This window comes from Erwinia sp. AnSW2-5 (assembly GCF_045107195.1).
Taxonomy (GTDB): Bacteria; Pseudomonadota; Gammaproteobacteria; order Enterobacterales; family Enterobacteriaceae; genus Erwinia.
Genome location: NZ_JBJGXA010000005.1, coordinates 32,644 through 56,569 on the forward strand (window position 1 = coordinate 32,644; position 23,926 = coordinate 56,569).

At 52.8% G+C, this 23,926-nt stretch carries 22 protein-coding genes; 12 read left to right on the plus strand and 10 right to left on the minus strand.

The window, feature by feature from the left end; genetic code table 11:
- Window positions 1–17 precede the first annotated feature (17 nt).
- The 4 genes from tsaB to rnd all read left to right on the plus strand — a co-directional run bounded on the left by tsaB (window position 18) and on the right by rnd (window position 4,506).
- Complete coding sequence (tsaB, locus tag ACFL9S_RS04655) at window positions 18–719, plus strand: tRNA (adenosine(37)-N6)-threonylcarbamoyltransferase complex dimerization subunit type 1 TsaB (protein ID WP_405260525.1); 702 nt, start codon at window positions 18–20, stop codon at window positions 717–719.
- A gap of 59 nt (window positions 720–778) precedes the next feature.
- Window positions 779–1,375, plus strand: a complete 597-nt coding sequence (locus ACFL9S_RS04660) for a Slp family lipoprotein (RefSeq protein ID WP_405260527.1) — start codon at window positions 779–781, stop codon at window positions 1,373–1,375.
- Window positions 1,376–1,592: 217 nt separating this feature from the next.
- Window positions 1,593–3,278, plus strand: coding sequence for a long-chain-fatty-acid--CoA ligase FadD (fadD, locus tag ACFL9S_RS04665; protein ID WP_405260528.1), 1,686 nt, complete (start codon window positions 1,593–1,595; stop codon window positions 3,276–3,278).
- Window positions 3,279–3,399: 121 nt separating this feature from the next.
- Window positions 3,400–4,506 carry a ribonuclease D gene (rnd, locus tag ACFL9S_RS04670; RefSeq protein WP_405261060.1) on the plus strand — a complete coding sequence of 369 codons (1,107 nt, stop codon included), beginning with the start codon at window positions 3,400–3,402 and terminating at the stop codon, window positions 4,504–4,506.
- A gap of 54 nt (window positions 4,507–4,560) precedes the next feature.
- Here rnd and minE read toward each other — a convergent pair whose 3' ends face one another.
- The 3 genes from minE to minC are packed head-to-tail and all read right to left on the minus strand — an operon-like array spanning window position 4,561 to window position 6,390.
- On the minus strand, window positions 4,561–4,836 hold the full coding sequence (gene minE, locus ACFL9S_RS04675) for a cell division topological specificity factor MinE (protein ID WP_133841840.1): 276 nt from the start codon (window positions 4,834–4,836) through the stop codon (window positions 4,561–4,563).
- A 3-nt stretch (window positions 4,837–4,839) separates the two neighbouring features.
- Window positions 4,840–5,652, minus strand: a complete 813-nt coding sequence (gene minD, locus ACFL9S_RS04680; protein WP_405260530.1) for a septum site-determining protein MinD — start codon at window positions 5,650–5,652, stop codon at window positions 4,840–4,842.
- Between the two features lie 42 nt (window positions 5,653–5,694).
- Entirely contained in the window at window positions 5,695–6,390 is a 696-nt protein-coding gene (gene minC / locus ACFL9S_RS04685; protein WP_405260532.1) for a septum site-determining protein MinC, read from the minus strand.
- A gap of 156 nt (window positions 6,391–6,546) precedes the next feature.
- Here minC and ACFL9S_RS04690 point away from each other — a divergent pair, with 156 nt between their 5' ends.
- From ACFL9S_RS04690 to ACFL9S_RS04705, 4 genes are all read left to right on the plus strand, one after another.
- A complete protein-coding gene (locus ACFL9S_RS04690) occupies window positions 6,547–6,822 on the plus strand; it encodes a YcgL domain-containing protein (protein WP_405260534.1) in 276 nt (91 codons plus the stop codon).
- Between the two features lie 90 nt (window positions 6,823–6,912).
- A complete protein-coding gene (locus ACFL9S_RS04695; protein ID WP_405260536.1) occupies window positions 6,913–7,956 on the plus strand; it encodes a lytic transglycosylase domain-containing protein in 1,044 nt (347 codons plus the stop codon).
- Between the two features lie 69 nt (window positions 7,957–8,025).
- Window positions 8,026–8,685 (plus strand): fumarylacetoacetate hydrolase family protein, encoded by a 660-nt coding sequence (locus ACFL9S_RS04700; protein WP_405260537.1) that lies wholly within the window; start codon window positions 8,026–8,028, stop codon window positions 8,683–8,685.
- 64 nt (window positions 8,686–8,749) lie between these two features.
- A complete protein-coding gene (locus tag ACFL9S_RS04705) occupies window positions 8,750–9,199 on the plus strand; it encodes a cysteine cluster protein YcgN (RefSeq protein WP_405260538.1) in 450 nt (149 codons plus the stop codon).
- Window positions 9,200–9,260: 61 nt separating this feature from the next.
- On the opposite strand, the gene dsbB is transcribed toward ACFL9S_RS04705, so the two are convergent.
- Window positions 9,261–9,791, minus strand: a complete 531-nt coding sequence (gene dsbB, locus ACFL9S_RS04710) for a disulfide bond formation protein DsbB (RefSeq protein ID WP_405260539.1) — start codon at window positions 9,789–9,791, stop codon at window positions 9,261–9,263.
- A gap of 284 nt (window positions 9,792–10,075) precedes the next feature.
- On the opposite strand from dsbB, the gene fadR reads away from it, so the two are divergent.
- Complete coding sequence (gene fadR, locus ACFL9S_RS04715; protein ID WP_405260541.1) at window positions 10,076–10,795, plus strand: fatty acid metabolism transcriptional regulator FadR; 720 nt, start codon at window positions 10,076–10,078, stop codon at window positions 10,793–10,795.
- Window positions 10,796–10,879: 84 nt separating this feature from the next.
- Here fadR and ACFL9S_RS04720 read toward each other — a convergent pair whose 3' ends face one another.
- Window positions 10,880–12,418, minus strand: coding sequence for a SpoVR family protein (locus ACFL9S_RS04720; RefSeq protein WP_405260543.1), 1,539 nt, complete (start codon window positions 12,416–12,418; stop codon window positions 10,880–10,882).
- A gap of 509 nt (window positions 12,419–12,927) precedes the next feature.
- On the opposite strand from ACFL9S_RS04720, the gene ACFL9S_RS04725 reads away from it, so the two are divergent.
- Window positions 12,928–14,229, plus strand: coding sequence for a D-amino acid dehydrogenase (locus tag ACFL9S_RS04725; RefSeq protein WP_405260545.1), 1,302 nt, complete (start codon window positions 12,928–12,930; stop codon window positions 14,227–14,229).
- A 28-nt stretch (window positions 14,230–14,257) separates the two neighbouring features.
- Window positions 14,258–15,328 carry a catabolic alanine racemase DadX gene (dadX, locus tag ACFL9S_RS04730; protein WP_405260547.1) on the plus strand — a complete coding sequence of 357 codons (1,071 nt, stop codon included), beginning with the start codon at window positions 14,258–14,260 and terminating at the stop codon, window positions 15,326–15,328.
- Window positions 15,329–15,330: 2 nt separating this feature from the next.
- On the opposite strand, the gene ACFL9S_RS04735 is transcribed toward dadX, so the two are convergent.
- Entirely contained in the window at window positions 15,331–16,521 is a 1,191-nt protein-coding gene (locus tag ACFL9S_RS04735; protein ID WP_405260548.1) for a multidrug effflux MFS transporter, read from the minus strand.
- Between the two features lie 152 nt (window positions 16,522–16,673).
- Window positions 16,674–18,143, minus strand: coding sequence for an undecaprenyl-phosphate galactose phosphotransferase WbaP (gene wbaP / locus ACFL9S_RS04740; RefSeq protein WP_405260550.1), 1,470 nt, complete (start codon window positions 18,141–18,143; stop codon window positions 16,674–16,676).
- Window positions 18,144–18,382: 239 nt separating this feature from the next.
- Between wbaP and ACFL9S_RS04745 the strand changes: the two genes are divergently transcribed.
- A complete protein-coding gene (locus ACFL9S_RS04745) occupies window positions 18,383–18,523 on the plus strand; it encodes a hypothetical protein (protein ID WP_405260552.1) in 141 nt (46 codons plus the stop codon).
- A gap of 11 nt (window positions 18,524–18,534) precedes the next feature.
- Here ACFL9S_RS04745 and ACFL9S_RS04750 read toward each other — a convergent pair whose 3' ends face one another.
- From ACFL9S_RS04750 to yeaG, 3 genes are all read right to left on the minus strand, one after another.
- On the minus strand, window positions 18,535–20,262 hold the full coding sequence (locus tag ACFL9S_RS04750) for a potassium/proton antiporter (RefSeq protein WP_405260554.1): 1,728 nt from the start codon (window positions 20,260–20,262) through the stop codon (window positions 18,535–18,537).
- Between the two features lie 308 nt (window positions 20,263–20,570).
- Complete coding sequence (locus tag ACFL9S_RS04755; RefSeq protein ID WP_405260556.1) at window positions 20,571–21,851, minus strand: YeaH/YhbH family protein; 1,281 nt, start codon at window positions 21,849–21,851, stop codon at window positions 20,571–20,573.
- A 70-nt stretch (window positions 21,852–21,921) separates the two neighbouring features.
- On the minus strand, window positions 21,922–23,856 hold the full coding sequence (gene yeaG / locus ACFL9S_RS04760; RefSeq protein ID WP_405260558.1) for a protein kinase YeaG: 1,935 nt from the start codon (window positions 23,854–23,856) through the stop codon (window positions 21,922–21,924).
- Between the last annotated feature and the right edge of the window lie 70 nt (window positions 23,857–23,926).

Consider the following 23,926-nt stretch of genomic DNA (forward strand, 5'->3'; position numbering starts at 1 on the left):
TCTCCCCTGAGGTTGGTATGTCCACGCGAATTTTAGCCATTGATACGGCAACGGAAGCCTGTTCGGTTGCATTACTGAATGATGATCGGTTGCTGGCACATTTTGAACTTTGTGCTCGCGAGCATACGCAACGTATCCTGCCGCTGGTGCAGCAGATTTTGCAGGAAGGTGGCGTCGCGCTGAAGGACCTGGATGCGCTGGCCTTTGGCCGGGGGCCCGGAAGTTTTACCGGTGTGCGTATTGGTATCGGCATTGCTCAGGGGCTATCGTTAGGCGCAAACTTGCCGCTCATCGGCGTGTCCACGCTGAAAACGATGGCGCAAAGCGCCTGGCGGCTGCACGGTGCCAGCCGTGTTCTGGCCGCGATCGATGCGCGGATGGGCGAAGTGTATTGGGCCGAATATCAGCGTGATGAGCAGGGCAACTGGCTGGGTGAAGAGACGGAAGCGGTGCTGAAACCCGATGCAGCGGCGGCGCGGATGGCGGCGTTGAGCGGGCAGTGGGCCTGTGTGGGAACGGGCTGGCAAGCCTGGCCACAGCTGGCAGAAAACAGCATGCTGGCACTGACGTTATCAGACGTGACACTGCCCTGTGCCGAAGATATGCTGCCGCTGGCGCAACAGGCGCTGGCAGCCGGTATGACTGTCGCACCGGAACAGGCGGAACCCACCTATCTGCGTAATGAAGTGACATGGAAAAAATTACCGGGCCGCGAGTAGCGAGCGGCAACTATTTTAAGCGGTAGCAGTCGAAGTAGCATAACAACGGGGGAGTTTCTATGCGTAAATCCAGTGTCTGGCAGTGCAGCGTTCTGTTTTTAGCGTCGCTGGTATTAAGCGGCTGTGTCACCGTGCCTGACTCGATAAAAGGGTATTCAGAGACCCCGCAGCAGGATCTGGTGCGGGTGCTGAGTGCGCCTGAACTGTTTACCGGCCAGGAGTCGCGTTTTGGCGGTAAGGTCATCAAGGTGGATAACCGTAACGGGATGACACGCCTGGAAATTGCCGCGATGCCCCTTGACGAAGGCGCCAGGCCTACACTGGGTTCACCTTCTGTTGGCCGCATTTTTGCCGATGTGAACGGTTTTATCGATCCGGTCGATTTTAATCAGCAGATGGTCACCGTTGTCGGGACCATCAGCGGCACAGAGAAAGGTAAAATTGGTGAGGCGCAGTATAATTTCGTGGTCATCAAGGTCACCGGCTATCAGCGATGGCACATGACCCAGCAAATTGTTACGCCGCCGCAGCCGATTGATCCCTGGATCTGGTACGGTCCTGGTTATGGCCGCCATCGCGGAGGCTACTGGGGACCCGCTCCCTGGGGTTACTACAATCCCGGCCCCGCTCAGGTGCAGACGATCCTTACTCAATAACGCGCACCGCATAAAAAAATAAAGGGCAGATCCGCTGAATATCAGCGGATAGGCCTTTTTTTATTGATTCTCTCAGGATGAGAGAAATTTAGTGATGGGCTTCGCAACCTCTCAACACAGACCTGAGCAAACTGGTACGCTGAGTTAAAATAATGTTAACAGGCGCTATTCGGTCGAGGCTGCGATGACGACAAATTATCATTTTCGAGGTGATTCCTTGCATAAGGTTTGGTTAAACCGTTATCCGGCGGATGTCCCGGCGGATATTAATCCTGATCGTTACAGCTCTTTAATTGATCTGTTTGAACATGCTGTGCTGCGTTATGCCACGCAAACGGCGTTTATCAATATGGGGCAGAGTCTTTCTTTCCAGCAGTTGGATGACCGCAGCCGGGCTTTTGCTGCCTATTTGCAACAGGGATTAGGGCTGAAGAAAGGCGACCGCGTTGCGCTGATGATGCCGAACCTGCTGCAATACCCGATCGCGCTGTTCGGCATTCTTCGTGCAGGGATGATCGTGGTCAACGTCAATCCGCTTTATACCCCGCGTGAACTGGAACATCAGCTGAATGACAGCGGTGCCAGCGCTATCGTGATTGTCTCTAACTTTGCCCATACACTGGAAAAAGTGGTGGCGAAGACGACGGTGAAACATGTGATCCTCACCCGCCTGGGTGACCAGCTTTCGCCTGCAAAGGGAACGCTGGTGAACTTCGTGGTGAAATACATTAAAAAGATGGTGCCAAAATACCATCTTCCCGGTGCGATTTCTTTTCGTCAGGCGCTGCAAAACGGTGCGCAGATGGATTATATCAAGCCCGCGATCATCAATGACGATCTCGCCTTCCTGCAATATACCGGCGGGACCACCGGCGTGGCGAAAGGCGCGATGCTGACCCACCGGAATATGCAGGCGAACCTCGAACAGACCAAAGCCACCTACGGATCACTGCTGAAAGCCGGTAAAGAAACCGTGGTGACGGCGCTGCCGCTGTATCATATCTTTGCCCTGACGGTGAACTGCCTGCTGTTTATCGAACTGGGCGGCGCCAATCTGCTTATCACCAACCCACGGGATATTCCGGGGCTGGTCAAAGAGTTGGGTAAATATCCTTTCACCGCCATCACCGGCGTGAATACGCTGTTTAACGCACTGCTCAATGATGAGGCCTTTAACAAACTGGATTTCTCCACGCTGACGTTATCCGCAGGCGGCGGAATGTCGGTGCAAAAAGCGGTCGCCGAACGTTGGGAAAAACTCACAGGTCACTATCTGCTGGAAGGATATGGTCTGACCGAGTGTTCACCACTGGTTTCCGTGAACCCGTATGATATTCAGTGCCACAACGGCAGCATTGGCCTGCCGGTTCCCTCCACCGATATTATGCTGGTTGATGATGACGGTAATGAAGTGCCGGAAGGAGAGCCGGGTGAGTTGTGCATAAAAGGGCCACAGGTGATGCTGGGCTACTGGCAGCACCCGGATGCCACCGATGAAGTTTTAAAAAATGGATGGCTTCGCAGCGGCGATATTGTTACCGTTGACCACGAAGGTTTCCTGCGCATTATCGATCGTAAAAAGGATATGATTCTGGTTTCCGGTTTCAATGTTTATCCGAATGAGATTGAAGATGTTCTGATGCTGCACCCGAAAGTGCGTGAAGCGGCCGCTATCGGTGTTCCTAACGATGTGGCGGGTGAAACGGTGAAGATTTGTGTGGTGAAGAAAGATGAATCACTGACCAAAGACGAGCTAATCGCCCACTGCAAGCGGTATCTGACAGGCTATAAAATACCCAGAATTGTTGAGTTTCGGGATGAGCTTCCGAAGACCAACGTCGGCAAAATCCTGCGCCGTGAACTGCGTGAGGAAGCGATAAAAGCCCAACCCCCTTCAAACTAAGGGACGTTGTTTTTTTGCCGATATCTATCATGCCGGGCTACCCGGCATTTTTATTGCGCACTTACAGTTGACCACCGGCATCACCCGCCAGTGGCGAGAGAACGCTATTTTGAATTACATCATGATCACCACCAATGACGCGCTGGCTGAGGTTTGCCTGCGTGCCCGCCAGGTTCCTGCGTTGGCGCTGGATACTGAATTTGTTCGCACCCGCACCTATTACCCGCGACTGGGGTTAATCCAGTTGTTTGACGGTGAAACCATCTCGCTGATTGATCCTCTGCCGATTACCGACTGGACGCCGTTCCGTGAACTTCTCATGGACCAGCAGGTTGTCAAATATCTTCATGCCGGTAGTGAAGACCTCGAAGTCTTCCAGCATGAGTTTGGTGTGTTGCCGCAGCCGATGATTGATACACAGATCCTCGCCGCGTTCAGCGGCCGTCCACTCTCCTGCGGTTTTGCTACCATCGTTGAGTCCTTCACCGGGATCGCGCTGGATAAAAGCGAATCACGTACTGACTGGATCGCGCGTCCATTGACGGAAAAGCAATGCGTCTATGCCGCCGCCGACGTCTTCTATCTGTTACCGATTGCCGAAAAGCTGGTGGCAGAAACGGAAGCAGCAGGGCAGATGGCCGCTGCACTGGATGAGTGTCGCCTGCTGTGCCAGCGCCGCACCACCGTGGTTGACCCACAGGAAGCGTATCGTGAGATCACCAATGCCTGGCAACTGCGTCCGCGTCAGCTTGCTGCATTGCGCCTGCTGGCAGCATGGCGTTTGACGCTGGCCCGCGAAAAAGATATGGCAGTGAACTTTGTGGTGCGTGAAGAGAATCTGTGGAAGGTTGCACGCTTTATGCCGGGTTCCCTTGGTGAGCTTGATCATCTGGGGCTGCCGGGGCAGGAGATCCGTTTCCATGGTAAGGCGCTGGTGGCGATGGTTGCTGAAGCCAATGCGCTCGCTGACGATCAGCTGCCGGAAATGGTGCCGAATTTAATCGACCACCCGAATTACAAGCAGGTATTCAAAAGTCTCAAAGCCCTGGTGGCAGAAACGGCGGAGCAGCATGGCGTCAGCCAGGAACTGCTGGCATCGCGTCGACAGATTAATCAGTTGCTTAACTGGTACTGGAAATTGAAGCCACAGTCCGCTAAACCTGAGTTAGTGGATGGCTGGCGGGGAGCATTGCTGGAAGACGGAATTGCTAAGGTTTTAGCGAACTAAGGCCTGCAATTTTCCCCTGCACAATAGCAGGGGAAAATCATGAGCAGGAGAAAATCATTTTGGTGCTTCTTCCGTTTCCGTTTCCGGTAACGTTACGTTCAGTTCAAGAATAGAAATATCATCATCTTTTTGATCCAGCTTCACCGTCAGCATCTCCGGATCAATTTTTACGTATTTACAGATTACTTCCAGAATGTCCCTTTTCAACTGTGGTAGATAGTGGGGCTCGCTATCGCCCCTTCTGCGCTCTGCCACAATAATCTGTAGCCGTTCCTTGGCAATATTGGCTGTGCTCTTTTTTCGGGATAAAAAGAAATCGAGTAAGGCCATGGTTTATCCCCCAAACAGGCGTTTCAGGAAACCCTTCTTCTCTTCTTCAATGAAGCGGAAGGGACGATCTTCGCCGAGCAGACGGTCAACGGTATCAGCATAGGCTTTACCTGCGTCAGATTCGGCATCCAGGATCACGGGCTCACCCTGGTTCGAGGCACGCAATACGGACTGGTCTTCCGGGATAACGCCGGCCAGAGGGATGCGTAAAATCTCCAGCACATCTTCCATGCTTAACATGTCGCCACGATTCACACGGCCCGGATTGTAGCGAGTCAGTAACAGGTGTTCTTTAATGGCATCCTGTCCTCTTTCTGCACGGCGTGATTTAGAGGACAAAATACCAAGGATACGGTCGGAGTCACGAACTGAAGAGACTTCCGGGTTGGTGGTGATAATGGCTTCATCAGCAAAATATAACGCCATCAGTGCGCCGGTTTCGATACCTGCCGGTGAGTCACAAACGATAAAATCGAATTCCATCGTTGCGAGGTCATTCAGCACTTTTTCCACGCCATCGCGGGTCAAGGCATCTTTATCGCGCGTCTGGGAGGCCGGCAGAATAAACAGGTTTTCAGTGCGTTTGTCTTTGATTAACGCCTGGTTCAGTGTGGCATCACCCTGGATGACGTTAACGAAGTCATACACAACGCGGCGCTCACAGCCCATGATTAAATCGAGATTACGCAGGCCGATATCAAAGTCGATAACGACGGTTTTTTTCCCTTTCTGCGCCAAACCGGTAGCGATGGCCGCGCTGGACGTGGTTTTACCAACGCCTCCCTTACCCGATGTAACAACAATAATGCGTGCCATATAATAATTTCCTTAAGAAAAGAAAGGGCTCGAGAGCCTGGCTCAGTTCAATGTCTGTATAGTCAATGCGCCGTCCTTGAGACAAAGACGAGACGCTTTTCCGAAAAATTCAGCAGGGATTTGATCCATCAGCCAATAATTTCCAGCAATGGATACCAGCTCTGCAGATAAACTGGTGCAAAAAATCTGAGACAGTTTGTCGCCAGACGCGCCTGCCAGCGCACGGCCGCGCATCATGCCATAAATGTGGATATTGCCATCGGCGATCAGCTCAGCACCCGCGCTGACGCTGCTGGTCACGATCAGGTCGCAGTTTTTGGCATAAATCTGCTGACCGGAGCGCACCGGCGCACTGATAAGCCGGGTTTTTATCGCGGGTTGTTCGACCGGAATAGCCACAGGTGGCGCACTATCGGCATTGAGCTTCTGTTCTTTGCCTTCACTCAACACCGGCAGACCGGAACGGGCGATCATGCGCTTCAACTGCTCATCTTTGCAGCCGCTGATACCCACAATGTGCAGACCCGTTTCGGCGATTGCCTGCTGCATTTGTCGCCAGTTCACCTCTCGGGTTAACGAGGATACGTTGATCACCACTGGAGCATTTTTCAGAAAAGCCGGAGCCTGGCTGACTTTTTCCTGAATGGCTTTACGCACCGTTTCAGGGTCGGTGTGATGCAAATGAACGACCGACAGCGTAAAACTGCTGCCTTTTAACTCGATTGGCGATTGTGACATCTGTCCCGCTCAGTCCTGTTATTTCCCATCCTGGCTAAATCAACGCCGATTTCAGGCGTTAAATCAAGACAGGCAATATTCCGAAGTTCTGCAAGCATGTTATAGTTACTGTAATATTCAGGCAAGTCACCATCCAGGTTAATTCGAGTAAAAAATATGTTTTGTGTGATCTACAGAAGTCCCCAGCGCGACCAGACTTACCTTTATGTTGAAAAAAAAGACGATTTCTCACGCGTACCGGAAGCACTGCTGAAGGGCTTTGGTAAGCCGAAGCTGGCGATGTTACTGCCGCTAGACGGCAGCAAGAAGCTGGTGGGGGCGGATATTGAGAAAGTGAAAATCGCGCTACGTGATGAGGGGTTTTATTTACAATTGCCTCCACCGCTGGAAAGTCTACTTAAGATGCATCTTAACGATGTTAAAAAAGATTAATTCGGATTCATCTGCAAATATATCTCCACCGGTCAGGGATCGTCTTTTATTTTAAATTACCGGTGGAGATAGCGATAAAAGGATGCCCGCATGAAGCTCTCAGCCCTAAATTCCCTCGTGTTCTCTCTCTTTCTTGTGGGGAATTCTGCCAGCCACGCCGCCTTCCTCAACTCAGGTAACAGCGCAAACGCGTCCGACACTACGCTGGCACAGCAAGGGCGTGACCCGGCGCAGTTCCCTGCCTTTGTTGAACAACTCAAAGCCCAGGCTCGCCAGCAGGGCTTTGACGATGCCACGATAGAAACGGCGTTCACCGGCGTGCATTTTGTTGACCGGGTGATTAAATCCGATCGCGGGCAGCTGGAGAATAAGGTCACCCTTAACGATTACCTTTCCCGAGTGATCACGACGGAAAAGATCGCTCAGGGCCGGGAATACCGGCAGCAATACCTGAATCAACTCCAGCCGATAGCCGATGCGTCCGGTGTTCAAACCCCGTATATCGTTGCGCTGTGGGCGCTGGAGAGCCACTTCGGCAGGATCCAGGGTAAGGAGGAAGTGGTCTCTGCGCTGTCAACGCTGGCCTTTGAAGGGCGGCGCGAAGCCTTCTTCACCAAGGAGTTGATGGCTGCGCTTCGTATTATCCAGCGTCAACAGATGACGGCTGCTGAACTGAAGGGGTCGTGGGCGGGAGCGATGGGCCAGAGCCAGTTTATGCCAAGCTCGTTCCTGAATTACGGTAAGGATGGCGATGGTGATGGCAAAATTGATATCTGGAACAATCTGGATGATGTCTTTGCCTCCACCGCTAACTATTTACAACGGGAAGGCTGGCGAGCCGGGCAAGGGTGGGGCGTGGAAGTGACGCTGCCTGCTGATTTTAATGCGCAACTGGCGGGATTAAAAACGGCACAGGCCAAAACGCCGACGCAGTGGCAGCAGTCCGGCGTGCAGCTGCTGCATTCTGAACCGAACACCAGCAGCAGCCAGCGCGCCTGGATCATCACGCCACAGGACGGTGATGGCCGCTCATTCATGGTTTATGACAATTTCCGGACGCTGATGCACTGGAATCGGTCTTATTATTTCGCTATCAGTATTGGCATGATGGCCGATGCCATAGCCGCGCAGTAAAAAGAACAGCAAGCAGATATGCGGCGGCATGATGTCGGCGCAGCCACTCTAACGAAGCAGGGGAAAAGCATGTATCAGCACCATAACTGGCAGGGCGCACTGTTAGATTTTCCGGTGAGCAAAGTGGTTTGTGTGGGCAGTAACTACGCAAACCATATTAAAGAGATGGGCAGCGCGACGCCAACGGAACCTGTTCTGTTTATCAAGCCGGAAACCGCCCTGTGTGACATCCGCCAGCCGCTCGCTATTCCGAAAAACCTCGGTGCCGTTCATCATGAAGTCGAACTGGCGGTGCTGATTGGATCGACACTCAAGCACGCGACCGAAGAACACGTCGCGCAGGCGATTGCCGGTTATGGTGTTGCGCTGGATTTAACCTTACGCGATGTTCAGGCGGGCTGTAAGAAAGCCGGACAACCCTGGGAAAAAGCCAAAGGGTTCGATAATTCCTGCCCGCTGTCAGGCTTTATTCCGGTGAGTGAATTCAAACACGATCCGCAGAATGTCGAGTTAAAATTGATCGTCAACGGTGAGGTCCGCCAGCAGGGTATGACGGCGGAGATGATCCATAAAATCCTGCCGCTGATCGCTTATATGAGCCAGTTCTTCACCCTGCGCGCTGGCGATGTGATCCTCACCGGGACGCCAGAAGGTGTGGGCCCGATGGTTTCCGGCGACCGTCTTGAAGTGTCGCTGGGTGGTCACGGTGTTGCCACGCGCGTGCTGTAAAACTTGCAACTGAAGCCTAAACCCTCTATAAGGTGCGGGCTTTTACTTTTACCGGACACACAACATGACTGATACCCCTTTCTGGCAGCGTAAAACGCTGGAACAAATGAGCGACGAGGAATGGGAATCCTTATGTGATGGCTGTGGCCAGTGTTGCCTGAATAAATTGCAGGACGCCGACACCGATGAAATCTACTTCACCAACGTCGCCTGTAACCAGCTGAATATCAAAACCTGTCAGTGCCGTAACTATGAGCGACGCTTCGAACTGGAAGAGGACTGCATCAAGCTGACACGCGAAAATCTGCCCACCTTCCAATGGTTGCCACCAAGCTGTGCGTACCGTGTGCTGGCCGAAGGGAAAACCCTGCCGCCCTGGCATCCGCTGCGCAGCGGGTCGCGTGCGGCTATGCATGCTGCGCGTATTTCGGTACGCCATATTGCTGTGCATGAAAGTGAAGTGGTTGACTGGGAAGAGCATATTATCAACCGTCCGCGCAGGCACGGTAAATAGACGTTCAGAGTGGGTATGATGAGCAGAAAAGCTCCGCGAATGCGGAGCTTTTTTTTGTCGTTTAACGTGAGAACAGGTCGCGTCTTTTCGGTTTACATGGCTGACCAATCAGCACCAGCACGGCAACGATCAGATAGGCAGCAAAGATGCCGACCAGCCACTGCGGCATACCCAGGCTCAGAAATGACCAGGATTTCTCTGCACAGTCACCGCTGGCGACAAAGACGGAAGGCAACCATTTGTCCAGCGGCAGCCATGACGGAAAACGGGCTGCAAAATCACAGGTAGCAAACGGAGAGGGATGCAACTGAATCATGGTATGTTCCCAGGCCAGCCGCAGGCCTTCCCACGCACTGTATAACCAGATCAAAATAGCGGCCCAGCGCAACGGTGATTTCGGTGCGATGGCACCGACGATGCCAGCACCCATAATGCCGAACAGGGCACAGCGTTCATAAATACACATCACACAAGGCTTCAGCAGCATCACATGCTGAAAATAGAGCGCAGTCATCTCTAGCGCGAAAGCGGTCAGTGCCATTAGCAACCAGGCGCCCCGGCCACGGGAGCAGCTATTCAGGTATCTCAACATTAGTTTATCCGTCTGGAATACATTTAGACGGCAGTGTAAACGAAAAGCGTCCGCAATCCAGCCTGGAGGGAAAAATTTAAGCAGGAAAGTGACTTAAAATAATGTTTTCGAAGAAAAACGAAGACCTGCGAAGGGGCTGAATCCTGGTTTCGACAACGGGACGACAATGCCATATTTTTGCAGACGATCGTCTTTTCGCTCGCCGCCAGGCTAGGTGATGCCTGGTGCCTCTGGTATGATGAGCCGAATTTTTGACGTATTGAACGCAACGGAAGAAGAACGCTATGGTTATTAAGGCGCAGAGCCCTGCGGGTTTCGCGGAAGAGTACATCATTGAAAGTATCTGGAATAGCCGTTTTCCCCCGGGTTCAATCCTGCCCGCTGAACGCGAACTCTCCGAACTGATCGGTGTCACCCGAACCACATTACGAGAAGTCTTACAGCGCCTGGCGCGCGATGGCTGGCTGACCATTCAGCACGGCAAACCGACCAAAGTGAATAATTTCTGGGAAACCTCCGGGTTAAGTATTCTGGAAACACTGGCCCGTCTTGATCATGACAGCGTTCCGCAGTTAGTGGATAACCTGCTGTCAGTGCGCACCAATATTTCGTCTATCTTCATTCGTCGTGCTATCCGTACTTACCCGGATAAAGCGCGTGAGGTGCTGGAAACGGCGAGCCATGTAGACGATCAGGCGGAAGCCTACACCAACCTGGATTACAGTATCTTCCGTGGGCTGGCATTTGCCTCCGGCAACCCGATTTACGGTCTGATCATCAATGGGCTGAAAGGTCTGTATACGCGCGTTGGCCGTCACTATTTCTCCAACCCGGAAGCGCGGCGCCTGGCGCAGGCGTTTTACCAGCAGCTGCTGAATATCCTCCATACCCAGCAATACGAGCTGATTGTAGACAGCGTTCGCGACTATGGTCGCCGCAGCGGCGAAATCTGGCATGCCATGCAGACCAGTATGCCAACCGACCTGCCTCCCGCACGTCGTTAACGCGGATGTGAGCGATAAAAAAGGCTGACCCGATCGCGCGGTCAGCCTGGTTGTTCTTTCCTTAACAGCACGCAAGCCGTCAGGTCAGATTACGGTCCCTGGGCGAGGAGGGCAGCGTTCGAGGATCTCGACGGTGCCATCATCATTCTGCTGTTCCAGATTGATGTCAAAACCCCACAGACGGTGTACATGTTTCAACACTTCCCGACGGCTCTTATCCAGCGGAGCGCGGTTATGCGGCACATAGCGTAACGTCAGCGATCGGTCCCCACGCAGGTCCACGTCATACACCTGAATATTCGGTTCGAGATTGCTCAGATTATATTGAGCAGAAAGCTGCTGGCGAATCGCCCGGTAGCCCGCCTCATCATGAATGGCGGCAATTTCGAGGAAATTATTGCGGTCATCATCCATCACCGTGAACAGACGGAAATCGCGCATGATCTTCGGTGAAAGGAACTGGCTGATAAAGCTCTCGTCCTTAAACTCCTTCATGGCAAAGTGCAGGGTATCCAGCCAGTTGGATCCGGCAATATCCGGGAACCAGTGACGATCTTCTTCCGTTGGCTCCTCGCAGATGCGCTTAATATCCTGGAACATCGCAAAGCCAAGCGCATACGGGTTAATTCCGTTATACCACTGACTGTTGTAAGGCGGCTGGAAGACCACATTGGTGTGACTGTGCAGGAACTCCAGCATAAAGCGCTCAGAGACTTTCCCTTCGTCATACAGGTGATTAAGAATGGTGTAATGCCAGAACGTGGCCCATCCCTCGTTCATCACCTGCGTTTGTTTTTGCGGGTAGAAATACTGGCTGACCTTTCTGACAATGCGCAGACATTCACGCTGCCAGGGTTCCAGCAGCGGCGCATTCTTTTCCATAAAATACAGCAGATTTTCCTGCGGTTCGGATGGATAACGCGTATTGGCGAACTGTGCTTCCTCACGTTCACGTCGGGGCAGGGTGCGCCACAGCATGTTCACCTGGCTTTGCAGGTACTCTTCACGGCTCTGCTGCCGCGCTTTCTCTTCCTGCAAGGAAATTTTCTGCGGACGTTTATAGCGGTCAACGCCATAATTCATCAGCGCATGGCAGGAGTCGAGCAGCCGCTCAACGTTCTCCACGCCGTAGCGCTCCTCGCACTGCGTAATGTAGTTACGGGCGAAGATCAGGTAGTCGACGATGGAGCTGGCATCCGTCCAGCTGCGGAACAGATAGTTATTCTTGAAGAAGGAGTTGTGGCCATAACAGGCATGCGCCATCACCAGCGCCTGCATCGTCATGGTATTTTCTTCCATCAGATAGGCGATACAGGGATTGGAGTTAATAACGATTTCATAAGCCAGGCCTTGCTGACCGTGCTTATAGCGCTGCTCTGTCTCAATAAATTTCTTACCGAATGACCAGTGCGCATAGTTTATCGGCATCCCGACGCTGGAGTAAGCATCCATCATCTGTTCGGAGGTGATGACCTCTATCTGATGCGGGTAGGTATCCAGTCGGTAGGATTTAGCGACGCGGTCGATCTCCTTGAGATACACATCAAGCAGGTCGAAGGTCCAGTCTGGTCCATCATCGAGTCGTTTGCTGTCCTTAATCGGATCGTCAAAGATCGTGGTCATAGCGCACCCCTTTTTATAAAACCGGATTACCTTACGGCAGAATGTCCGTTTTCATCTCGACTTAACTGCGCAACGGAGGCGCTGATAAGCCTGGAATTAAAGCCAATATCTCAATGATAGTTCACTGTCTCGTATCCCTCTCGTTAAAACAATTGAAATCTTCGATACAAAATCCAGCGCTGTTTAAAAAAAGATTTTTACGTAACAATAAATTCATTAAAAACCTTGTTTGGCAGGATAATATCCTGTTTATAGCATTAAGTTATGACAGATTGATATTGTGCTGGCGTTTACGCATATGTGCTGCAATTAAATTATTATCTGCTACTTAATGTATTAAACCAGTGGTTTTAACTGAATTAAGCTAAGCATCTTGTTTTTATTTACCTGAAGGGTAAAAAAGATGTGAAATATGTCAGCGGAATGTGAGTGTTATCACTGGTGTTTTCATCCATGTTGATGCCGATCATCCAGTGCATAATTCTTTAATGTTTCTCTACGAGGTGGGTATGCGAGTTGTCATTCTGGGTAGTGGTGTGGTGGGTGTGGCAAGTGCCTGGTATCTGGCGCAGGCCGGGCATGAGGTGACGGTGATCGATCGCCAGCCCGCAGCCGCACTGGAGACCAGTGCAGCCAATGCCGGGCAGATTTCACCCGGATATGCAGCACCCTGGGCGGCACCGGGTGTGCCGTTTAAAGCGGTAAAATGGATGTTCCAGCGTCATGCTCCGCTGGCGATCCGCCTGGACGGCAGCCGCTTCCAGTTACAATGGATGTGGCAGATGTTGCGTAACTGCGATATGCGTCATTACCAGCAGAATAAAAGCCGTATGGTGCGAATTGCTGAATACAGCCGTGACTGCCTCAAAGCATTGCGCCAGGAAACGGGCATTGCCTATGAAGGGCGTCAGGGAGGAACATTACAGTTGTTCCGTACCACTCAACAGTTTGACAGTGCAGCGAAGGATATCGCAGTACTGAAAGAGGCTGGCGTGCCCTACGAACTGCTGGAGGCCGCGCAGCTGCTGCAGGCAGAACCGGCACTGGCGGCAACCCAGCACAAGCTGACGGGCGGTTTACGCTTACCCAATGATGAAACCGGGGATTGCCAGCTGTTTACCCAGCGTCTGGCGGCGATGGCGACAGCGGCGGGTGTCACCTTCCGTTTTAATACGCCGGTCGATGCGCTGGTACAGGACGGCAACCGCATCAGCGGTGTTAAATGTGGCGGCGAGATGGTCACGGCGGATGCGTATGTGGTGGCATTCGGTTCATTCTCCACCGCGCTGCTGGACGAGATTGTTAAGGTGCCTGTGTATCCACTGAAAGGGTATTCCCTGACGATACCGATCAAAGATGCGGCTGCTGCGCCGGTTTCAACGGTGCTGGATGAAACCTATAAAGTGGCCATCACCCGTTTTGACAATCGTATTCGCGTGGGCGGAATGGCAGAAATTGTTGGATTTAACACCAAACTGTTACCGGCACGGCGTCGCACGCTGGAAATGGTGGTCGGCGATCTCTTCCCGCAGGGCGGGCATATTGAGCAGGCAGATTTCTGGAGTGGTTTACGCCCAATGACGCCAGATGGCACGCCAATTGTCGGGCGTACCCCGTTGAAAAATCTTTTCCTTAATACCGGGCATGGTACTCTTGGCTGGACAATGGCCTGTGGTTCAGGACAGCTTCTTTCGGATATTATTAGCGGTATTACACCGGCAATTTCCGCTGATGATTTGTCTGTTATGCGGTATCTGCCTGGGTTTATTCCGGCGCCGGTTCGCTCACTGCACAGTGCCAATATTCGCTAACGCATCGTATTTTTTACAAGGAGAGAGTATGTCTCGTCCTATTCTCGCAACGATTAATCGCGCTGCGCTGAGGCAAAATCTGGCCGTCGCGCGCCAGGCAGCAGGCGGTTCGCGTCTCTGGTCAGTGGTGAAGGCTAACGCTTACGGTCACGGTATTGATCGCATCTGGCAGAGTCTGGTGGAAACGGATGGTTTTGCCTTACTCAACCTGGAAGAGGCCATTCTGTTACGCGAGCAGGGCTGGAAAAAACCGATCCTGCTGCTGGAGGGATTCTTTCATGAAGATGAGCTGGCGATCATCGATCAGTATCGCCTGACCACCAGTGTTCACAGCAACTGGCAAATTCAGGCGCTGGCAAAAGCCAGGCTGTCGGCTCCGCTGGATATTTATCTTAAAATGAACAGCGGTATGAACCGGCTGGGCTTCCAGCCCGATCAGGTGCATAACGCGTGGCAAAAATTGCGTTCACTGGCTAATGTCGGCGAAATGACGCTGATGGCCCACTTTGCCGAATCAGAAACCACTGAAGGTATTGCTGGCCCAATGCAGCGTATTGAGCAGGCCGCCGAAGGGCTGAATTGCGCACGTTCGCTGGCGAACTCTGCCGCAACGTTATGGCATCCGCAAACGCATCATGACTGGGTACGCCCCGGTATTATCCTCTACGGCGCGTCCCCCAGCGGTCAGTGGCAGGACATTGCCAGCAGTGGTTTGCAGCCCGTGATGACGATGACGACCGAGGTGATCGGCATTCAGCACCTGACGGCCGGTGCCGCTGTGGGATACGGTGCTCAGTACCGTGCATCAGCTGAACAGCGTATCGGTGTGGTGGCCTGTGGTTATGCCGATGGTTATCCGCGCCATGCGCCGACCGGAACGCCGATTTTGGTCGATGGCGTGATGACGCAGACGGTTGGGCGGGTTTCAATGGATATGATCACTGTCGACTTAACCCCGTGCCCGCAGGCGGGTATCGGCAGTCAGGTTGAACTGTGGGGCAATAACGTCAAGATTGATGATGTAGCATCTGCGGCCGGCACCGTCGGGTATGAGCTGATGTGCGCGCTCGCCCCCCGGGTGCCGGTGATCGTTGAATAATCTCAGAGCGCGGTCAGCGTACCGCGCACATTTTTACTGATACGCCAGGCGGTAAATGCCAGCAGCGCACCGGCCGCCATCATCAGCGCCAGCGCAGATTTCTCCGCAATCGGCAACGCCATCACTAACAGACCTGCTGACGATCCTCCCGCCATCTGAATAAAGCCTGCCAGCGCAGAAGCAACGCCAGCCTGCTGCTGATACGGTTCCAGCGCGTAACTGGTGGCAGGACCCACGGTAAAGGCCAGTCCGGCTACGGAGATAGCGACAGGCAGCATGTACAGCGCCCAGTGCGTCTGCATGGCCGCCGGGAACAGCATCACACCCGCCATTAATAAAATCGCGCCAAGGGTCATCGCCAGTGCGCCAATCGCCAGACAAATCGGTCGACCCAGTTTGCGGATCATCTTATTCACCAGCACGCTGACCAGCATAATCCAGAAGCCGTTAGCACCAAACGCGATGGAGAATTGCAGTGCGCTGAGTTTACCTTCGGTCATCAGCACCTGAGGTGCCAGAGAAACATACGTCAGCACCATGCCCAGTGCGCCCGCGTTGGCAAAAGCAAAGGCGAGGAAACGCGGCTGGCGCAGAATTTGCCAGTACTGGCGTATCGGCAGGCCTTTCACTTTCTGCGTATTCGCAGGGCGGGTTTCCGGCAGGAACATCATCACCAGTACGGCAATAAACACAGCATAACCGGTCAGGAACCAGAAGTTTGCCCGCCAGCCGAACGCATCGGCCAGGAATCCCCCCAGCATCGGTGCCAGAGCCGGAACGATATTCAGAGCGCCGTTCAGGAAGCCATAAGCGCGCGCGGCTTCTTCACCATTAAGACGGTCGCGTACGCCGCTGAATGCCACGACGGCAGTACAGCATACGGCACAGCCCTGAATGACGCGGGCACTGAGAAACTGTGGCCAGCCGGTGGCAGTGGCGGCCAGGACGCTTCCGGTGACATACAGCAGCAGACCAATCAACGCGATGGGTTTACGGCCAAGGTTGTCCACCAGCGGTCCGGCGATAATTTGCCCCAGACCCATCACCAGTAAAAACAGCGGGATCGTCGTCTGTATGGCGGAAACAGGCGTGTTCAGACCGACAGCGATATCGGGCAGCGTGGGTAAATAGAGGTCAATGCCTAACGGTGCAAGTAGCACCAGGCTGAGTAACAGTAACGTAAATTTTTGCATGAAAGGTGTGGCGTCCAGATTAAAGCGAGCCGGACAGGGTAGAGATAACAGGGGGAAAAGAAAAGGAGAAAGTGATAAAAGCCGCAAGGTATGTAGCCATCGTCATTGTCGGGGGCGGCAATGACGATGGCGGGCAGGATTTTCAGCTCAGGTTAATACGCGCCGTCACGGCGCAGTACCACACCGGCTGTTTTGAACAGAATGGCAATATCGGTCCACAGCGCCCAGTTTTTGACATACCAGGAGTCGAAGTAAACACGGGTGTCGTAGTCGATATCGTTACGCCCACTCACCTGCCACAGTCCTGTCATACCCGGTTTAGCCATCAGATAGTAATCCACATCACCGGCATAACGCTCCAGCTCTGCTTCAATCACCGGACGCGGACCCACCAGGCTCATCTCACCGCGAATGACGTTCCACAGCTGCGGCAGTTCATCCAGGCTGGTCTTACGCATAAACGAACCGATTTTGGTGACGCGGGGATCGTTCTTCAGCTTAAAGTCTTTATCCCACTCCGCGCGTGCCTCTTCACTGGTGGCCAACAGGTTTTCCAGTACTTCCTTCGAATTCATCACCATCGAACGGAATTTCAGGCATTTAAACTTCTTACCCTCCTGGCCAACACGCTCGTGACCGTAGATCGGGCTGCCGCCATCACGGCTGACCATCCAGCAGATCAGGCCAAATGCCGGAGCGAGGAACAGCAACAACAGCGAGGCAACCACCACGTCGAAGGTACGCTTGAGGAAGCGTGAAGAGCGTTTTGCCAGGTTATTGCTGACGCGCAGCAACATCACTTCATGACTGAAGATAAAGGACATATCCGTACCATACAGCGGTACGCCACGCAGCGTTGGCACCACGGAGACGGAGCGACACTTTTTCTTCGACAGCAGCTTCAGCCACTTATCGCGGATGGCCCGCTGGTCGTTCTCCATCGCCACAATAAACTGGGTGTTATCAAGGTCGACGGTATCCCAGACAATATCTTTGTGGGTGATCACCGGAATGCCATTGAAGCTGTCAGCGCCGTTCTTTTCCCCCATCGGGGCAACGAAGGCTTTGACGTCATAACCCAGCAGCTCTTCACTTTGCAGTGCGGCATAGGCTTCGCGGGCATTTCTACCGGAACCAATGATGATGGTATGTTTCTGCCACTGTCCCGCTTTCAGGATGGCATTCTTAACGCAGGAGCGCAGGAGAGGCACCAGGATCAGTGCATACAGCCAGGTGAAACTCCAGAGCATGCGGGAGAAATCCCATTTGGAAAACGCAATGAGTGCCAGGTCTAACAGTGAAAAAATGACCAGCGTTTTAATAATTTCTTTTAATTCAAACCAGAAGGGTTTGCGATACGTATAGTGGCGCAGACGCATCCAGAACCAGCCGGTACACAATACTGACATAATGGATTGGGCGATAAAGCGAACTTCAACTTCTTGCGGCGGGATAAAAATATCCAGGTTACCCCAAATACCCTGCAGCGTTGCTGCGGATAAAAACAGTGCCAGATTGATGGAGAGTAAATCTGAAAAACTTAACGCGACTTTCGCAATAATGTTTTTTCGTGTGCCGCTGAATGTTCGGCGACTTTCATTCAGTACCAGAGTACTTGCCATAATGCCTGCTCTCTTATCATGAGGAATCAATGACCTGACGAGGATAAAGCACGCGTCCAGGAGTCTCTTCACTAAACCTTATGGGTTTATCAGACTGACGTTGGTGTTGCCATTATCATAACTGTGTTCAGGGCAGCGGAGCGGTGGATGAGTTGACCACGCTATATCCGTCACATAATGAAGTAATGAGTATGCAGGAGTTATTTGAGTTAGTTAATACGGGATAATCCTAAAAGCAGATGAAAAATCAAACAGGGGATGAATCTGAAGTTCTGGCGCTAAATGAAAAAACAAATAAACAATATGACAATACGATAAACAAAAAAGCGCTATTTGATGAAACTGAAACCGCCAGGGATAAATATGGCGGTTTCAGATAAATCTTGTGGGGCTATTCTCTCTCTTCCTGAACCCGGACACCGATTTTGACGATCTCATTGGCTTCTTTCTCTGCCACCGTCCAGACCATGTTCTTCCATTCCACCTGGTCACCGACCACCGGCGCGCCGCCAATCATCCCCAGCACCAGCTGCCCCAGCGTTTGCTGAGTATCCGCTTCCTCATCCAGTTCAATGCCGTAAATCTCCGAGACATCGTGCAGGCGGGCATCGGCTTGCAAAATGAAGTCACCAAAGAAGCGCTGATCCAGCGACACCGGCGGGGTCTGGCTGAACAACTTACCCAGTGCGGGCAGGTCGCGTTCACGGCCAATCACGCACAGCACATCATTCTCTCTCAGGCGGGTGCTGCCAGAAGGGTGCAGCAGCAGGTTATCGCGGAACAACGCCGCAATACGGGTTTCTCGCGGCATTCTGAGGTCACGCAGTGCGGCACCGACACACCATTTGTCAGCGCTGAGCTGATAAACAAACTGCTCCCAGGGGTTTTCCGGGTGAATATCCAGACCGACGCGGGAAATAGGATAAGCCATCGGCGGAACCACAACCCTGGCCTTACGCGCTGCCCAGCCCAGTGATGTGCCCTGAACCATCAGTGACACCAGCACCACAAAGAAGGCAATATTAAAGAACAGAGAGGCATGGGGCAGTCCGGCCATCATTGGGAAGACGGCCAGAATAATCGGTACGGCACCTCTGAGTCCGACCCAGCTGATGAAAATCCTTTCACGAATATTGAAACCGCGAAACGGCAGCAGTCCGATCATTATCGACAGCGGGCGAGCCACTAGAATCAGACAGAGTGATAACAGCGTGGCCGGAATGGCGATATGCCAGAGGTCGGTAGGATTAACCAACAGACCCAGCACGAGGAACATGCCGATCTGACTCAGCCACGCCATGCCGTCAAAGGTTTGCAAAATGCCATGACGGTTGCGAATAGGGCGGTTACCCAGCACAAAGCCGCACAGGTAAACGGCGAGGATACCGCTGCCTTCCAGAGCGGTGGTCAGGGCGAACACCAGAATCCCTCCGCTGACGGCAAGCAGCGGATAGAGACCGCTGGCCAGCGACACACGATTTACCAGTTGCAGTAACGCCCAGCCGCCGCCCAGCCCCAGCACGATGCCCAGTCCAAACTGCTGCACCAGGTGCACGACAAACATCCAGCTCAATCCGCTCTGGCCCTGTTGGATCATTTCAATCAGGGTGATGGTCAGGAACACGGCCATTGGGTCATTACTGCCGGACTCAATTTCCAGTGTGGCGCTGACGCGTTCATTCAGGCCTTTACCGCCGAGCAGTGAGAACACCGCAGCGGCATCGGTGGAGCCGATAATTGCCCCGACAAGAAAACCGTTCATCAGATTCAAATCGAACAGCCAGGCGGCGGCGACGCCGGTCAGCCCGGCGGTGATCAGCACGCCCACCGTTGCCAGCGACAGCGCCGGACCGAGCGCGACTTTAAACGAGCTGGCCTGGGTTCGCATACCGCCATCCAGCAGGATCACGGCCAGTGCCAGGTTACTGATCAGATAAGCTGCGGGGTAGTTGTCAAAGGCGATCCCGCCGATACCGTCAACCCCTGCCAACATACCGAGCGCCAGGAAGATAACCAGAATCGGGATACCCAGTTTTGATGAAAACGAGCTGAGTAGAATGCTCGACGCAACCAGCACAGAACCAATAATGAACAGACTATAAATCGCGCTGGCTTCCAATGGGCATCTCTCCTGTGATGAGTAAAAAACCGCTTCACCATGTGAAGGGCCAAAATCTGTACGCAATTCATTTGCGGGCAGAAGAAAAAGATCAGTCAGAATAAAATATCGCAAAACAGCCAGAAGTAAATGCCGCTGAGTACGACAAAAATGGGCTTTATTTGACGCATTAGCGATGCAGAAGCGAAAAAATGGTGTGAAGGCCGGATAAAAGCCTGGCGGAGGACAGTATGACACGTGTTAAAAGCGGGGAAGGTATTATATGAAGAATTTCTCAGCCGACGACAGGCATCGGCTGAGCGGGGACATCAGTAATTTTCTTCTGCCTGTTTGTGGAACAGGGCACGGAACACCGGGTAGATATCTTCCGGTTCACGGATGTGCTGTATGGCAAAGTTATCGAAGGTCGATTGCAGATGTTCGTACTCACGCCATAAGGTTTGATGGGCGCGCCGGGTGATTTCGATATAGCTGTAGTAACGCACCACCGGCAGAATATTTTTTGCCAGTATTTCGTGACACAGCGGGGAGTCATCGGCCCAGTTATCCCCATCGGAAGCCTGTGCGGCATAAATATTCCACTGCGTCGGGTCGTAACGTTCTTTCACGACCTCATCCATCAGTTTCAGTGCGCTGGACACGATGGTCCCGCCCGTTTCCTGTGAGTAGAAAAACTCCTGCTCGTCGACTTCTTTTGCCTGGGTATGGTGACGGATATACACCACATCGACGTTTTTATACGTCCTGCTGAGGAACAGATACAGCAGAATATAAAAACGTTTAGCCATGTCTTTGGTGGCCTGGTCCATTGAACCTGACACATCCATCAGACAGAACATTACCGCCTGGCTGGAAGGCTCCGGGCGTTTTTCGAAGTTTTTATAGCGCAGGTCAAACGTATCAATAAAGGGCACGCGCTTGATGCGGGCGCGCAGCTCTTCAATCTCTTTACGCAACCGGTCTTCTTCCAGCAGCTGAGCAGGTTCACTGTTCTCAACCCGCAACAGCGATTCTTCCAGTTCAGCCAGCAGACGCCGTTTACCTGCCGTCATGGCGGTACGCCGCGCCAGTGAGTTTTGTAATGAACGTACCACGCTAATATTGGCCGGTACACCGTTCGCGGTATAACCCGCACGGTGGGTTTTATATTCATTGAGTTGTCGATGCTGATTCTTCTTCAAATTCGGCAACGCGAGATCTTCAAACAGCAAATCGAGATATTCATCTTTCGAAATATTAAAGACAAACTCATCCTGGCCTTCACCATCCTTTCCGGCATTGCCCTGGCCACTGCCGCTGCCACCGCCACCGCCCTGAGGGCGTTCCACGCGGTCATTCTGCACGAAATGGTCATTACCCGGATGAACACGATGGCGCTGGCCGCCGCGTCCCTGATGGAAACTCGGTTCGTTAATATCTTCAATTGGAATAGAGACGGATTCACCGCTCTCAACGTCGGTAACCGAACGCTTGTTGATGGCCTCGGCGATCGACTGTTTGATTTGCGATTTATAGCGGCGCAAAAAGCGCTGACGATTGACCGCGCTTTTGTTTTTACCGTTAAGACGCCGATCGATAAAATAGGCCATAGCTCCCCCAAACAGTGTTGCCAGACGGGTCAGGGCATCAGCCCTGGCCCGAACGGGTACGACTTCCGAATCAGGACGATTTTCTGACGCGCAGATACCATTCGCACAGCAGGCGAACCTGTTTGCGGGTGTAGCCTTTTTCCATCATACGGTCGACAAAGTCGTCGTGTTTTTTCTGTTCGTCGGTGGACGTTTTGGCGTTAAACGAAATGACCGGCAGCAGCTCTTCGGTGTTCGAGAACATTTTCTTCTCGATCACGGTGCGCAGCTTCTCGTAGCTGGTCCAGTTCGGATTACGGCCGTTATTATGAGCACGGGCGCGCAGGACAAAGTTGACGATCTCATTACGGAAGTCTTTCGGGTTACTGATCCCGGCGGGCTTCTCAATTTTTTCCAACTCCGCGTTCAGGGATTCCCGGTCAAACAACTGCCCGGTATCCGGATCTCGATACTCCTGATCCTGAATCCAAAAATCAGCATAGGTCACATAGCGGTCGAAGATGTTTTGACCATATTCAGAGTATGACTCCAGATAAGCCGTCTGGATCTCTTTGCCGATAAACTCAGCATATTTCGGGATCAGGTAGCCTTTCAGGTGTTCAAGGTATTTCTCCGCCTGCTCCTGTGGGAACTGCTCACGATCGATCTGCTGTTCCAGCACGTAGAACAGATGCACCGGGTTAGCCGCGACTTCAGCATGGTCAAAGTTGAACACGCGGGAGAGGATTTTGAAGGCGAAGCGGGTGGAAAGCCCGTTCATGCCTTCGTCTACACCCGCGTAATCGCGGTACTCCTGATAGGATTTCGACTTAGGATCGGTATCCTTCAGGCTTTCACCGTCGTAGACGCGCATTTTCGAATAAATACTGGAGTTTTCCGGTTCTTTCAAGCGCGAGAGAATCGAGAAACGAGCCAGTGTTTCCAGCGTACCCGGCGCGCAAGGTGCATGGGTCAGCTCACTGTTGACCAGCAGCTTGTCGTAGATTTTGATCTCTTCCGACACGCGCAGGCAGTAAGGCACTTTGACGATATAAACACGGTCAAGAAACGCTTCGTTATTTTTGTTGTTACGGAAGGTCACCCACTCAGATTCGTTGGAGTGCGCGAGGATTATGCCGTTAAACGGCAGGGCAGAGATCCCCTCAGTCCCGTTATAATTCCCTTCCTGGGTGGCGGTCAGCAGCGGATGCAGCACCTTGATGGGCGCTTTAAACATCTCAACGAACTCCATAATCCCCTGGTTTGCCCGGCATAGCGCACCGGAATAACCATAAGCATCAGGATCGTTTTGTGCGTGGTTTTCCAGCTTGCGGATATCCACTTTACCGACCAGCGCCGAAATATCCTGGTTGTTTTCATCGCCGGGTTCGGTTTTGGCAATTGCCACCTGTTCCAGAATAGAAGGCCAGACTTTGACCACTTTGAAGCGGGTGATATCACCACCGAAATCGTGAAGGCGTTTGGCGGCCCACGGCGACATAATGGTGCCCAGATAACGACGTGGCACGCCGTACTCTTTATCCAGAATGTTGGCATCTTCCTGCGGATTAAACAGGCACAGCGGATGGTCATTTACCGGGCTACGTTCGCCATCTGCCGTGAGCACATAGATGGGCACACGTTGCATCAATGATTTCAGTCTTTCGGCCAGAGAGGATTTCCCTCCACCCACCGGCCCCAGCAGATACAGGATCTGTTTCCTCTCTTCCAGGCCCTGCGCTGCATGTTTCAGGTAGGAAACGATTTGTTCAATCGCATCCTCCATACCATAAAATTCTTCGAATGCAGGGTAGCGGGCAACCACACGGTTAGAGAACAGTCGGGAAAGGCGTGGCTCCAGAGCGGTATCTACCATCACTGGCTCACCAATAGCCATTAACAGTCGTTCCGCCGCATTGACGTATGCACTGCGATCTTGCCGGCAAACCGTAAGAAATTCCTGCAGTGTGAACTCTTCGTCCTTGGCAGCTTCATAGCGCTGACGGTAGTGATCGAATATATTCATGGCGATGCCCGTCCTTTCGTTTTTAGCACAGGTACCAGGAGCCTAAGTTTGGTCAGCCCCTGAAGGAACT

What these genes read in the sequence shown, in the direction of transcription:
- ACFL9S_RS04720 (WP_405260543.1), bottom strand. Translation starts at nt 12,418, where the DNA reads ATGACCACGATCTTTGACGATCCGATTAAGGACAGCAAACGACTCGAT.
- ACFL9S_RS04755 (WP_405260556.1), bottom strand. Translation starts at nt 21,851, where the DNA reads ATGGCCTATTTTATCGATCGGCGTCTTAACGGTAAAAACAAAAGCGCG.
- yeaG (WP_405260558.1), bottom strand. Translation starts at nt 23,856, where the DNA reads ATGAATATATTCGATCACTACCGTCAGCGCTATGAAGCTGCCAAGGAC.
- minD (WP_405260530.1), bottom strand. Translation starts at nt 5,652, where the DNA reads ATGGCACGCATTATTGTTGTTACATCGGGTAAGGGAGGCGTTGGTAAA.
- dsbB (WP_405260539.1), bottom strand. Translation starts at nt 9,791, where the DNA reads ATGTTGAGATACCTGAATAGCTGCTCCCGTGGCCGGGGCGCCTGGTTG.
- ACFL9S_RS04700 (WP_405260537.1), top strand. Translation starts at nt 8,026, where the DNA reads ATGTATCAGCACCATAACTGGCAGGGCGCACTGTTAGATTTTCCGGTG.
- ACFL9S_RS04735 (WP_405260548.1), bottom strand. Translation starts at nt 16,521, where the DNA reads ATGCAAAAATTTACGTTACTGTTACTCAGCCTGGTGCTACTTGCACCG.
- minC (WP_405260532.1), bottom strand. Translation starts at nt 6,390, where the DNA reads ATGTCACAATCGCCAATCGAGTTAAAAGGCAGCAGTTTTACGCTGTCG.
- ACFL9S_RS04725 (WP_405260545.1), top strand. Translation starts at nt 12,928, where the DNA reads ATGCGAGTTGTCATTCTGGGTAGTGGTGTGGTGGGTGTGGCAAGTGCC.
- ACFL9S_RS04690 (WP_405260534.1), top strand. Translation starts at nt 6,547, where the DNA reads ATGTTTTGTGTGATCTACAGAAGTCCCCAGCGCGACCAGACTTACCTT.
- wbaP (WP_405260550.1), bottom strand. Translation starts at nt 18,143, where the DNA reads ATGGCAAGTACTCTGGTACTGAATGAAAGTCGCCGAACATTCAGCGGC.
- ACFL9S_RS04695 (WP_405260536.1), top strand. Translation starts at nt 6,913, where the DNA reads ATGAAGCTCTCAGCCCTAAATTCCCTCGTGTTCTCTCTCTTTCTTGTG.
- dadX (WP_405260547.1), top strand. Translation starts at nt 14,258, where the DNA reads ATGTCTCGTCCTATTCTCGCAACGATTAATCGCGCTGCGCTGAGGCAA.
- minE (WP_133841840.1), bottom strand. Translation starts at nt 4,836, where the DNA reads ATGGCCTTACTCGATTTCTTTTTATCCCGAAAAAAGAGCACAGCCAAT.
- ACFL9S_RS04705 (WP_405260538.1), top strand. Translation starts at nt 8,750, where the DNA reads ATGACTGATACCCCTTTCTGGCAGCGTAAAACGCTGGAACAAATGAGC.
- tsaB (WP_405260525.1), top strand. Translation starts at nt 18, where the DNA reads ATGTCCACGCGAATTTTAGCCATTGATACGGCAACGGAAGCCTGTTCG.
- ACFL9S_RS04745 (WP_405260552.1), top strand. Translation starts at nt 18,383, where the DNA reads ATGAAAAATCAAACAGGGGATGAATCTGAAGTTCTGGCGCTAAATGAA.
- fadR (WP_405260541.1), top strand. Translation starts at nt 10,076, where the DNA reads ATGGTTATTAAGGCGCAGAGCCCTGCGGGTTTCGCGGAAGAGTACATC.
- ACFL9S_RS04660 (WP_405260527.1), top strand. Translation starts at nt 779, where the DNA reads ATGCGTAAATCCAGTGTCTGGCAGTGCAGCGTTCTGTTTTTAGCGTCG.
- rnd (WP_405261060.1), top strand. Translation starts at nt 3,400, where the DNA reads ATGATCACCACCAATGACGCGCTGGCTGAGGTTTGCCTGCGTGCCCGC.